The 11,503-nt window shown below is 74.7% G+C and carries 10 protein-coding genes and 1 pseudogene; 8 read left to right on the top strand and 3 right to left on the bottom strand.

The window, feature by feature from the left end:
- Positions 1–173 precede the first annotated feature (173 nt).
- Positions 174–1,040 carry a hypothetical protein gene (locus ABZ495_RS36255; RefSeq protein ID WP_359806571.1) on the bottom strand — a complete coding sequence of 289 codons (867 nt, stop codon included), beginning with the start codon at positions 1,038–1,040 and terminating at the stop codon, positions 174–176.
- 710 nt (positions 1,041–1,750) lie between these two features.
- Here ABZ495_RS36255 and ABZ495_RS36250 point away from each other — a divergent pair.
- From ABZ495_RS36250 to ABZ495_RS36215, 8 genes and pseudogenes are all read left to right on the top strand, one after another.
- Positions 1,751–2,089 (top strand): DUF6247 family protein, encoded by a 339-nt coding sequence (locus tag ABZ495_RS36250; RefSeq protein ID WP_359840228.1) that lies wholly within the window; start codon positions 1,751–1,753, stop codon positions 2,087–2,089.
- Positions 2,086–2,346 (top strand): hypothetical protein, encoded by a 261-nt coding sequence (locus ABZ495_RS36245; protein WP_329485318.1) that lies wholly within the window; start codon positions 2,086–2,088, stop codon positions 2,344–2,346. The genes ABZ495_RS36250 and ABZ495_RS36245 overlap by 4 nt, the downstream gene beginning before the upstream one ends.
- Before the next feature lie 366 nt (positions 2,347–2,712).
- A complete protein-coding gene (locus tag ABZ495_RS36240) occupies positions 2,713–3,210 on the top strand; it encodes a hypothetical protein (RefSeq protein ID WP_359840227.1) in 498 nt (165 codons plus the stop codon).
- Between the two features lie 268 nt (positions 3,211–3,478).
- Positions 3,479–3,772 (top strand): annotated as a pseudogene (locus ABZ495_RS36235) (DUF1877 family protein); the annotation flags it as partial.
- Between the two features lie 143 nt (positions 3,773–3,915).
- On the top strand, positions 3,916–4,581 hold the full coding sequence (locus ABZ495_RS36230) for a maleylpyruvate isomerase N-terminal domain-containing protein (protein ID WP_359840226.1): 666 nt from the start codon (positions 3,916–3,918) through the stop codon (positions 4,579–4,581).
- A gap of 141 nt (positions 4,582–4,722) precedes the next feature.
- Positions 4,723–5,367 carry a dihydrofolate reductase family protein gene (locus tag ABZ495_RS36225; protein ID WP_329485314.1) on the top strand — a complete coding sequence of 215 codons (645 nt, stop codon included), beginning with the start codon at positions 4,723–4,725 and terminating at the stop codon, positions 5,365–5,367.
- A 527-nt stretch (positions 5,368–5,894) separates the two neighbouring features.
- Positions 5,895–6,272, top strand: coding sequence for a peptidoglycan-binding domain-containing protein (locus tag ABZ495_RS36220; protein WP_359806585.1), 378 nt, complete (start codon positions 5,895–5,897; stop codon positions 6,270–6,272).
- Positions 6,273–6,459: 187 nt separating this feature from the next.
- On the top strand, positions 6,460–6,825 hold the full coding sequence (locus ABZ495_RS36215; protein ID WP_359806588.1) for a hypothetical protein: 366 nt from the start codon (positions 6,460–6,462) through the stop codon (positions 6,823–6,825).
- Between the two features lie 156 nt (positions 6,826–6,981).
- On the opposite strand, the gene ABZ495_RS36210 is transcribed toward ABZ495_RS36215, so the two are convergent.
- Together ABZ495_RS36210 and ABZ495_RS36205 are read right to left on the bottom strand one after the other, a co-directional pair.
- Positions 6,982–7,959, bottom strand: a complete 978-nt coding sequence (locus ABZ495_RS36210; RefSeq protein WP_359806590.1) for an NAD(P)-dependent oxidoreductase — start codon at positions 7,957–7,959, stop codon at positions 6,982–6,984.
- A gap of 383 nt (positions 7,960–8,342) precedes the next feature.
- Complete coding sequence (locus tag ABZ495_RS36205; RefSeq protein WP_359840225.1) at positions 8,343–11,126, bottom strand: M4 family metallopeptidase; 2,784 nt, start codon at positions 11,124–11,126, stop codon at positions 8,343–8,345.
- Positions 11,127–11,503 lie beyond the last annotated feature (377 nt).

Raw genomic sequence — 11,503 nt, 5'->3', positions numbered from 1 at the left:
TTAATCCCAAACAAGGAATTCTGTTTTTTGCTTTTTGTGGTGTTGTGTACAGCGGTTGCGTGGCCGCCCCGGCGGGGGGGGCCGGGGCCCCGCGCCCCGGCCCCGGCCGCCCGACGGACGTCATCGACGGGGGCGTGCACCGGAGTCGACCGCTGCACGCCCCCGTCCGGCGGTCAGGCCTTCGCCCCGGCGACGGCCGTGTAGAGGCCGCGCTCGGGCCGCTGCGCGCGGCCGGCCTTGGCGAGACGCTCCAGCCTGGTGCGGATCGTGTTGATGTTGCCCTCGTGCGTTTCCAGGCCCAGCAGTTCGGTGACCTCGCGGGCGCGCAGCGGGGCCTCGGCCTTCGCGAGCACCGCCACCACGGTGTCCGCGTCCGCCACCTGGCGCCGGCGGTCCGTCGAGGCGGTCTTGCCCTCGGTGGCGGTCGCCGGAGCCGGTGCGGCCTTCTTGGCCGGGGCCGCCGCCGGTGCGGCCTTCTTGGCGGTGGTCGCCGGAGCCGGGGCCGCCTTCTTGGCGGGGGCCGCCGCCGGAGTCGACGTGGCCTTCTTGGCAGGCGTCCGCTTCACCGTGGGCTTGGGCCCGCTGTCCTTGGCCGCCGCCTTCGTCGCGGTCCGCTTCTTGCCGGGGGCCGACGACGGCGCCGCCTGCTCCGCATCGGACGCGGCACTCTTCGCCGCCACCGCCTTCTTGGCGGCTGCCGGCTTCCTGCTCCGCGCCTTCGCCGTCGGAGCGGTGGACGCCTCCGGAGCGGCAGGCGTGGCCGGGGCAGCGGGCGCCTCCGCCGGAGCCGGTGCCGCCGGGGTCGGCTCCGTCGCCGCGGCCTCCTCCTGCGGTGCCTCGGCCGAAACCGGCTGCGCCTCGGGGGCGCCCGACTCGCCCCCGGCACCGATCGACACGCCGGCGAGCCCTCGCAGGCCCGCCAGCGCCTTGGCCACCGCCTCCTCCTCGGCCCTGGCGGCGGCGAGTTCCTGCTCCGCCCGGGCGAGCCGGTCCCGCACTGCGGGCAGTCTCCCCTCCAACAGCGAAATCGTCGATCCCACACCGCTGTCCGTACCGAAAGTGTTCCCGTTTCCCACAACCACTCCTACGCGTAGTCCGTCACCGGTCGTGCAGTGAATGTACGGCTAGCCGGGCGGGGTGTACGAGGATTGCGGAATGTTCCATCGCACGGGGTGCCGACGGTGCGTGGCCCGACCTCGGTGGAACCCGGTGTGGAAGCGAACGCGCGGAGGGCGGGCGGGTGTTGGCGGAGGAGGCCGACCAGGGTTCCCGGCACCCGACGCGGTCCTTGAACGGCACCCCTGTCCGCGCCCCATCTCCCTTTGGCTGGAACGGTGTTGCCCGAAAGGTCGGTCGAGTGGCGACCGCTGCCGGAAGCATCCGACACGGTGGAGGGGCGTACGCCGCCGAAGAGTCGCCGCACACCCCGACGGTGCGGTCCGCCGCCGCCGCGGCGGTGCGGGTGTCAGCGGTCCGGTGGGTGAGATTCGTGAGCGGCAGCAGCGGCACGGGGGTTGTCGCGTCCGCGCCGGGCCCCCGGGCGGCGGGGCAGGGGCGCGGACTCGCGACCCGTACGGCGCGGGGCAACTCGACGTGGCGGCGCCCCCTCTGGGGCACCGGGGCGGAGGAGCACGCCCCGGACCGCCGGACCCGGGGCAGGCCGGACCGACGGCTCGGGACACACGCGAATCGGCCAACCAGGAGGGAATCCGGTAGCGGCCCCGCCCTCGCGCCCACCGATTGCCGTACCGTGACCGACGACGAAGTGGAGGACCTCTTGAGCGCCCAGCCCGACCACCTGCCCGCCCCGCCGTCGGCCCCGGCGCCTCGCGCCGCCGCCCAACTGCTCGTCCGCATCCACGCCGAGCCGCCCGAGCGGTCCGCCCGGTGGCTGCCGGCGTTCGAGCGGGACTGGGCGAAGGCGCTGGAGGACTCCCGCCAGACCTACGACCTCTCCCCGTTGCACGAGGTGGTGCGCACCTGGCGGTTCCGCCTGGACAGCGCACCGGCGGTCGACGCGTTCGCCGCCGCCGGCCTGGACGACGAGGACGGCATCGACCTCGCCGAACTCACCGGGACGAACCCGTGACCGACCGGGTCTGGCCGGCCCGCCTGTCCCCGCAGGCGGCCAAGACCTTCGTCGACCTGCCCCGGCACGCGCGGCTGACGGTCCGCGACCTGCTCGACATCGCCTCCTGCACCCCCTGGGGATGGCCGCAGTGGGACGCCACCGACCTCGAAGGCGAGGACCTGCGCTGCGCCTCCGTCGGCCAGCTCAGCCTGGTCTACTCCGTCAACCGCCTGGCCGAGCGCCTGTACGTCCTCGACATCGTCTGGCTCGGCTGACCTCCACCGCGCCCACCGCCTGAACGGCCTGCCGTCGCCGCATCGTTGGCCGTCTGCGTCGGCCTGCGCCGAACGATCGGCCGGCGACCCGCCACCTCTCCCGCTCCGCGAGCGAGGAGAACCCGCAGAATCCGGTTCGGGAGTCCACGAGGATCGGCCGGCATCCGGGAATCGGGAACACGGAGGTCGCCGAGTCGGCGTCACCACCGCGTCCACCGGCTGCGGGTCGACCCCTTGCGGTGGGCCTGCGTTCACGAGCCTCCCGTGTGGGGAACTGCTCGGCCGTTCGCTCCGGGTCGGGCGCGGCCGTCCGGGGCCGGTCAACCGGTTGGACAGCCATCGCCGCAGGTGGCAGGCTCCGCCGTCGTGGAGATACTCGATGTTCTGACCGGCCTGGCGCGGACCGGGTACCTGGGGCCGGTCGCGAACGGGGTGTCCCTGGCCTCCGTGATCGCAGAGTACGGCGAGCCGTGGGTGGGCGCCGTCGGGCACCTTAACGAGTGGCCCCGACTGGTCGGCTACGGGGACTTGGAACTGGCGGTGTGCCGCTGCGGAGCCGTCGTGCTCGTCTGCCTCCAGACCTGGCGGGAAGTCATCGACCTCCCACCCGCACTGGCCGGCCGACCGGCCCTTCCCGGACAGCCGTACTACACCGACGTCATCGCCGCCCTGGACCGGGCCGGTTGTCCTTGGCGGCGGTACCCGGCACTCACCTTCGAGGGTCAGCGCTCGGTCGAGGCCGAACCCTCCGGCGCCGTCTTCACCTTCGAGATCGTGGACGACGAGGAGCCGGTCCTGAACGTCGTGTGCCTGCCACCCCATCACCACGACTGTCCCACGACCGCCGCATCGCCAAGGAGTTGACGCGGGTGCAGGCCATCCACCGCGACCGCCCGCTCTCCCCGCAGGGACGCCGAACCGTCAGGCTCCAGGCTCAGGGCCATAGGAATGAACGGTCGCAGTCTCCGGCTGAGCGCCGACCAGTTGCGGCCCGCGGCGGCCGAGCCGGACCGGGCGCGGGCACGGGTCGCCGAGCTCGACGGGGGCGGGGCGGCCGCCCGGGAGCGGCTGCACGAGACCGGACGAGCCGGGCACGTACTCGGCTCCTGCTCCGCCGCCACGCCCTCCGGTCGACGTCGTCCACGGGGAGGACGAGCTCCCCGCCGCGGGGGACCGGGGCTACGGCCCGCCGCGCTACCTGACCCCCGAACAGGTCCGCGCCGGCGCGGACGCGCTCACGGCTTTGTCCCCCGGCGCCCTGGTCGACGGGGTCGACCCGGCGGAACTCGCCGCCGCTGTCGCGCTGCCCGCCGGCTGGACGGAGGAGGACGCTCCGCACCTCGCCTCCGGCCACTACCGGGCCCTCGCCGACTTCCTCCGGACGGCGGCCCGCTACCGGCAGGCCGTGCTCGTCTGGACCGAGTAGGACACCGACCGAGTAGGGCACCGCCGCCGCATTCCGCGCCGAGAAGGCTTCGCCGCGGGTGCGCGGGCAGGCGGTCGGCCCGCTCCCGCTCCACCCGTCGCCGGTTCCGGCGGCCCGGGCGGGGGCGGTGGTAGCTTGCGGGCGTGGATCTCTTCGGACGGTCATGGGCGGCGCTGCGGGCCGCGGTGGACGGGCTCGCGGAGGAGGACTTCGCCGAGCCGTCGGGTTGTGCCGGGTGGCTGGTGCGGGACTTGGTGTGCCATCTGGTGATCGACGCCCAGGACGTACTGATCACCCTGGTCACCCCGTCCCCCGCGGAGCCGACCCGGGACGCGGCGTCGTACTGGCAGGTGTCCGCCGAACCGCCCGACGGCCAGGACCCGTTGGACGCGCTGACCGTCCGGCTGGCCGCCGCCTACGGGGACCCGGGGCTGCTCCGCCTCCACCTCGACGACGTCGGCTCCGCGGCGGGGCGCGCCGCCGAACTCGCCGATCCGCGGCTGCGGGTGGCCACCCAGGGGCAGGTGCTGACCGCCGGTGACTACCTGGACGCCTACGTGCTGGAGTGGACGCTGCACCACCTCGATCTGGTCGCTCACCTGCCGCACCTGCCGGGCCCGCCCGCCGAGGGGCTGGCCGGGGCGCGTCGGTTGCTGGAGCGGATCGCCGGAGGAGCGTTCCCGGCCTCGTTCGCGGACGCGGACGCGCTGCTGGTCGGCACCGGGCGGCGGGTCGCGACCCCGGCCGAGCGGACGGCACTCGGGGCGCACGGGGCACCGGGGACGAAGGTGCCGCTGGTCCTCGGGTGAGCCGGGCAGCCGCAGCGGCCCGCCGCCGACCGGTGCGGTTCGGCGCGATTGTCGGTGGCGCCTGCAAGACTGCCGCCGTGTCTGTCCCGCGCCCGGGAGCCGCACCGTCGTCGTCCGGCAGGAACCACTGGAGGAACACACATGACGCAACTGCTGAGAGTCCAGAACTTCGTCGTCTCGAGTGACGGCGTCGCGGCCGGCGAGGACCAGAGCTTCGAGCGCCCGTTCGGCTTCGACCACCCCGAGCGGCTGTTCTCCTGGGCCGGCGCGACGGCGAGCTGGCCGATGCGCACCGACCCCGGGGGCAGCCGGGGTCTCGACGACTACTTCACCCGCGACTACCCCCGCAACATCGGGGCCGAGATCATGGGCCGCAACAAGTTCGGGCCCCAGCGCGGGCCCTGGCAGGACCACGAGTGGCGCGGCTGGTGGGGTGACGAGCCGCCGTTCCGCACCCCGGTGTTCGTCATGACCCACCACACGCGGCCGTCGTTCACGCTCTCCGACACCACGTTCCACTTCGTCGACGGCGACCCGGCCACGGTCCTGGAGCAGGCGCGGGAGGCGGCGCAGGGCAAGGACGTCCGGCTCGGCGGGGGAGTCACCACCGTCCGGGAGTTCCTCGACGCCGACCTCGTCGACACCCTGCACGTGGCGGTCTCGCCGCTGAAGCTCGGGTCCGGCCTGCGGCTCTGGGAGTCCCCCGACGAGCTGCTCGACCGCTTCCACCTGGACGTCGTGCCCAGCTCCAGCGGTGTGACGCACCACCTGTTCTGGCGGAAGTGACCCAGCCCCGGGGCGGCCCCGACCGGCCGCGGTGCCTCCCCGGAGCCGCCCGCCGAGCAACGCTCGACAGTCTCGTGCTTCCCGACCTGCGGATCGAGCGGTCCGACGGCGAGCGCGATCCGGCAGCCGAAACTGGTCGGGCTCCGGGGGACCGGCTCCAGGGGGCACCCGGACCGGTCCGGGCACATATGGAGACGTCTTCGTCGCGGGCCCGTCCGGCGTCCCAAGTGCCAGGTCAGCGCGATGAGACGAGCATGGGACGCCGCGTGAATCCGGTCCGCCTGTCCTCCGATCACCCTACGGGGGGTGCGAGCGGGCCTAGGATGATCTTCATGCCCGGTGGCAGCCCGCCGGTGTCGGATTACGGGGGACGGCGCTCGGCGCCATGCGTCCCGGCCTCGGCGGCGCTCGGCGGCATGACGGCCGGTCAGCGGCGACCATTCGGGGAACGGCCCGGCCGCCGCCGCGCCGACCGCACCGCCGGACATCCGACACACAGCCCGTATCTCGAAGAATCTGGGGTTCCCTTGAACAGCATCTCCCTGAAGCGGCGCGGCGCGCTCGTCTCCGCTGCCGCGGCCCTGCTCACCGTCGGTGTGATGGGCGGCAGCGCACACGCGGTGCCCAACTCCGGCTCCCTCTGGGTCGGCTACGGCAAGAGCAACACGTACGCCAGCGTGAAGTGCGTGCAGCAGACCTCCAACTCGCTGCAGTACCAGACCGGCTACCACGAGATCGCGGTGGACGGCTCCTTTGGGCCGGACACCTACGGGGCGATCGTGGCCATCCAGCGGTGGGCGAGCCTGGACCAGGACGGCGTCGTCGGCCCGCGGACCGGTGACGTCATGGTCTCGGCCACCAAGGACATGTTCCACTGCTACGCCTCGCTGCCCACGTTGCGGTGACCCCCGGCGCGTGGCGCCGGTAGGCGGCCGCGGCGGTGGGCACCGGGTGTGCTCATCGCCGCGGCCGCCTACCGGCGTTGGGGGGAGGGCTGGTTCCCGGGTGGTCTTGGCACGGGTGGCAGGCGTAGTTGAAGATGCAATGAGCTTGACCGCACCGTAGGAAGACCTTTCGAGGAGGAGTCCCGCGATGACCGTCCACCTGAAGCGCCTCACCGCCGTCGCCGCCACCGCGGCCGCCCTGCTGCTGGGCGGAGCTCTCGCCCAGCCCGCCGCTGCCGTCGAACTCCCGCACGCCCCGGTGGCCTACTTCGCCACCGGAGCCGACCTGACGGGCACCAGGTTCCCGGTCGACACCGGCAGCACCGGCTGCCGCGCGCTGCCGTCCCCCGCACTGTCCGCGGTGGACTTCACCGAGGTGAACATCAGGGTCTACTTCACCGCCGACTGCCGGACCGGCCTGCCCGGCAAGCCGAGCGACCTGTCCTACGTGCTGGGCAGCCTGCACTGGGCCGACTTCCCGTTCCCGGCGCTGAGCTACGAGGTCGTTCGCTAGGGGCCGGGGAGGAGCCCGCCGCGGTCCGGGTGTCGCCGCGAGCCGGCGGCCCGGTCCGCGGCGGGCGAGGGTGGACCGTCACCGGGGTCGTCGAAGGCATCCCGCGCCCGGGACCGGCCACCTGCCCGCCGCGTCCCGTCCGCACGGCGCGGCGCGCTACCCGGCCGTGGCGGGGTAGCGGGGTTCGTCGCCCCGGGCGACGGAGAGCAGGTTCTCCGCGGCCATGTCGGCCATGCGCCGGACGGCCTGGGTGCTGAGGTAGGCGCAGTGGGGTGTGACCAGCAGCCGGTCCGGGACGAACTCCAGCAGTCCGTACGGGTCCTCGGCCGGGTCCGGCGTCGGTTCGGTGTAGTAGCCGTCGAAGGCCGCGCCGGCGATCAGGCCCTCGGCGAGCGCGGTGCGCAGGGCGTCGGGGTCGACGAGGGCGGCGCGGGCGGTGTTGATCAGGAAGCCGTCGGGGCCCAGCGCCGTCAACTGCCGTGCGCCGATCACGCCGTCGTTGACGCCCGGCTGGTGGGGGAAGTGCAGGGTCACGACCTCGGCGGCCTCGAACAGGTCGTCCAGGGAGGCGACCGCCGTGTAGGGCAGCCCGTCGAGCTCCGGGCGGTGCGTGCGGTTCCAGTACAGGACCTCCATGCCGAACGCGGCGTGCGCCATCCGGGCCACCTCGCGGCCGATGTGGCCCATGCCGGCCACCCCGAGTCGGGCGCCGACCAGCGAGGGCGTCGCGTCCTCGCTCCACAGCCCCGCCCGCACGCCCGTCACCCGGCGGGTCACCCCGCGGACCAGGTCGAGCATCTGAGCGACGGTGAACTCCGCGACGGCCACCGCGTTGGCGTGCGGGGTGTAGCAGAACCGGGTCGGCGAAGCACCCTCGGGCAGTTCCATGAAGGAGCCGTAGCCGGTGCCCATGAAGCAGGCCACCGCGAGGTCCGGCAGCCGGTCCCACGCGCGCGCGGACATCACCTCCGACCCGCCCAGTACGTAGCCCCAGGCGCCGTGCAGCGCCTGGACCACCTTGTCCTCGTCCAGGTCGCCGGGGAGCGACTCGACGGCGAACCCGCCGGCTTCCAGCTTCCGTACCACCTGGTCCGGGAAGGTCGCCCCGGTCACGACCACCCTGCGCCTGTCCATGCTCGGCTCCTCGGTCGACTCTGTGCGCGGCACGCTCCGCCCCCCGACGGCGCCGCGGGCCCCAGCCTACGGGCGGCGGACCGGATGTCTCCGCCGGTCCGGCGGAAGCCGTCCACCCGTCGTCGCCCGTCGGGGGCGGTCCGACGCCGTGTCCGTTGCTCCGCAGGTCACGCCGGGGCGATGCTGCGGGCGTCCTCGCCGGTGCTCCGGTCGGCCGATGACGGGGCGACAACCGAGGCGAGACGGGAAATCTTCCGGTCTTCACTGCCTCAAATGACGGTCTCTCACCGTCCGGCGCCGAAGGATTTCCGGTCTACACGCCGCTGCGCCGTTCGCCCCGGGGATAGGGGCGAACGGCGCAGCGGTGTGGACGGCGGGTCGGGTCAGCAGGCGGCGGCGGGCCGGTCGCGGGTCACGAGGTCGCTGCCGCCGGTGGTGGCGTCGAGCCAGACGACCCGGTTGCCCTGGTCGGCGGCGGGGTGGAACTGGGTGCCCCGGTTGCAGGAGACGCGCACGGGGGTGCCGCCGGTGACGGGGAGCTGGTACAGCTTCGGCAGCGCGGCGTTGGACCAGCCGTCGGCCGGCTTGTCGCCGCGCTGCTGGAAGGTGACGGCCCGGTCGGTGGCGGTGATCGCCAGGTCGGCCGGGGCGAGCGGCGAGCCGGCCGGCAGCAGCTCGCCGACGCCCGAGCCGTTCAGCGCGCCGGAGCGGATGGCCCCGCCGCCGGGGTGCCCGGGCGCGGTCTGCGTCCAGAGCAGCCGGTCGCCGGCGAGCGTCGGGGAGTCGAGGAACGGGGCCTCGGCGCCGTTGGCGGTGCTCACCGGGTACTGGGCGGTGGTCCGGCCGGCGGCGATCGAGTAGACGGTCGGGGCCTGGACGGTCGACTCGCCGGTCGTCCAGGTTTCGAGCCAGCCGAGCAGGCCGTTCCTGAGGGAGAGGGAGGAACTCGTGTACGGCACCAGGTCGTGGCCCTCGGGCAGCGGGAGTTCCACCGGCGGGGCGCCGTCGTGGGAGAGCATCGCCCGGCTGCGGCCGGTGTCGCCGTCGGTCAGCACGAAGGCGATGTCCGTGCCGGAGACCTGGACGCTGACGGGCGACTGGGCCGAGGACTTGAAGAGGCTGCGGACCGGGCCGCCGGACAGCGAGCGGGTCAGCACCTCGGTGCCCCAGGTGCCGGTGTCGTCCAGTCCGATCGCCAGCCAGGCGGCGGAGGTGCCGTCGGTGGCGGCCCAGCCGTGGATCCGCTCGTCCTCCGGGCTGAGCCGGGTCGGGGTGGAGGGTGCGGTGGTGGAGCCGGTGTAGAGGGGGACGGCTCCTCCGACGGGGCCGCTGGTGCTGCCCATCACCCAGTGGCCCCCGCCCGCGGCCGGCCCGGTCGGGGCCATGGCGCCGCGCAGCAGCGGGCGGCTGTCCGTACGGACCCGGCTCTGCCAGCCGGCGCGGATCCCGTGCGCGTCGAACGCGGCGGCGACCGTGCGGAGTTCGGCCCGGCCGAGGCCGAGCGAGCGGCCGGCGGCCAGGACGGCGTTGCGGCCGTCGACGAAGTCGTCCAGCGGGGTGAGGAATTCGGCGAGGGCGCGGTAGACGAGCCGGTCGGCGGTGAGCGGGTCGAGGGTGCGGCGGAGGTCCCACAGGGCGCCGCCGAAGATGGTGGAGTTGAGGTGCACGCCGCCGCTGTCGAGTTCGAGCCCGGCGCCGAGGTAGTCGTCCACGGTGGTGCGGCGGTCGTCGAGCCGACGGCCCGCGCAGGCCTCGGGGGTGCCGGTGAGGCAGAGGCTCTCGCCGAGAAGCGCGGCCCCGGGGTCGGTCATCGCGATGCCGCGGGCGGTGACCTCGATGGCGTTGCCGAAGTAGTCGGCCAGCGCCTCGTTCATCGCCCCGGACTGCCCGGAGTACTCCAGGTCGGCGGTGTGCTGGATGACGCCGTGGGTCATCTCGTGGCCGGCCACGTCCAGGGCGGCGGCGAACTGGCGGTGCGTGGCGTCGCCGTTGCCGTAGACCATCTTCTGCCCGTCCCAGGAGGCGTTCGGGAAGGGCCTGCCGCCGTTGCTCACGTTCACCACGGAGGTGATCGGGCTGCCCTTGCCGTCCAGGCCGTCCCGGCCGAGCCGGTCGCGGTAGAAGTCGTACACCGTACCGGCGTTGACGTGGGCGTCGGTGGCGCCGCTGGTACCGGTGGCGGCCGGGAAGTCGGGGCCGGGGGAGGCGACCGGGAGGGCGTCGGCGGGCAGCCGGCCGAACTCGCGGTAGTCGCGGCCGGTCCCGTCGTAGGTGGAGATGGTGGCGGGCCGGGTGAGGTCGACGAGCCGGTAACTGCCGTCGGACTGACGGGCGATGCTGACCGGCACGGTGCGGCCGAGGAGGTCGGGCGCGCTGCCGGTGGCGGGTTCACCGGACGGCCCGGTGGGTGCGGCGGCCGCTGCCGCGCCACGGGCGGCACCGGTACCGGCGTCCGCCGCCCGGTACGGGCTCCGGGCGTCATGGGCGAGGGCGACCACGCCGCGGGTGGCGTCCACGTAGACCTCGCGGACCAGCGGGCCCCCGGTCGCCGGGTCGGTGGAGCGTACGGTGAAGTGCTGGGCGAGGCGCCCGGCGCCGCCGGGCAGGACGACGGGGCCGCGGTCCTCGGCGGTGGCCGCGGTCCGGGCGCGCTGGTCGGTCAGCGAGTCGAGTGCCAGTCGGCGCAGGGTCGCGGCCGGGACGGCGGCGGTGGTCGGCGCGGTCAGCCCGGTGAAGTACTTGCCGCCGGCCGACTCCACCCGCTGACCGGCTCCGTCGCCCACCAGGCGTACCAGGTACTGCCCGCCGAGGACCGGTATGCCGCCGTGGTACTGCTGGAACCTGACGGTGCGGCGGTCCGCGGCGGTCCGCTCGACGGCGAGCTCGGTCAGCTGCGCCGGGTCGATCCGGTAGCGGTCGGGGTGGGCCGCGAGGTGGGCCCGTGCCGCCTCGCCCGCGCCGCCGGGCGCGGCCTCCGCCAGTCCGGTCACCAGCTGAGGGGCGGCGGTGCCCTCCCCGGCCACCAGGGCGGGGACGGGATCGCGTTCGGCCCCCGGGCCCGGGGGCGCGGCCAGGGCCGGTGCGGCGCTCAGGGTGAGCGCCAGCGCCAGGCTCAGGGCGGCGCCCGCGCCGAGCGCCTTGGGGGTGGGGCGGGAACGGTGCTGCACGGCGGTCCTCCACGGTGATCGGCAGCCGGTGGCAACGCCGCTGACGGGGCGGCGAGGTGACGATGGATCACCAGATGCTCGATCGCGGCCGTCGGGCCCGTCCAGACCGTCGGGCGAAAGGGCAGCGCGCGGCGCCAACTCCTGCGCACGGGCGCAACCGCCCCGTGTCCGAACGGGCACGAACCGCCCCCGGCCGCGGAAACCGCCCCCGTCGGTGAACCGGCCCCGCCCCCGCCCCGTACGGCCGCCGCCCGGCGTGCGCGGCAGCGCCGGCCCGCCGGCCGATCAACACCGGTGCCCCACGGCAGGGTCGGGGAGCGGTGGCGGGCCGCGCGGGCGCCCGGGGGGGGCCCCCGGGGGGGGGGGGCGGGCGGTAG

This window comes from Kitasatospora sp. NPDC005748, assembly GCF_040630735.1.
Lineage (GTDB): Bacteria > Actinomycetota > Actinomycetes > Streptomycetales > Streptomycetaceae > Kitasatospora.
The sequence above is the reverse complement of the archived record's forward strand: the minus strand, read 5'-3'. Positions and strand labels throughout refer to the sequence as shown.

Coding starts and splice junctions, on each gene's coding strand:
- ABZ495_RS36210 (WP_359806590.1), bottom strand. CDS start 7,959: ATGGACAGGCGCAGGGTGGTCGTGACCGGGGCGACCTTCCCGGACCAG.
- ABZ495_RS36225 (WP_329485314.1), top strand. CDS start 4,723: ATGACGCAACTGCTGAGAGTCCAGAACTTCGTCGTCTCGAGTGACGGC.
- ABZ495_RS36215 (WP_359806588.1), top strand. CDS start 6,460: ATGACCGTCCACCTGAAGCGCCTCACCGCCGTCGCCGCCACCGCGGCC.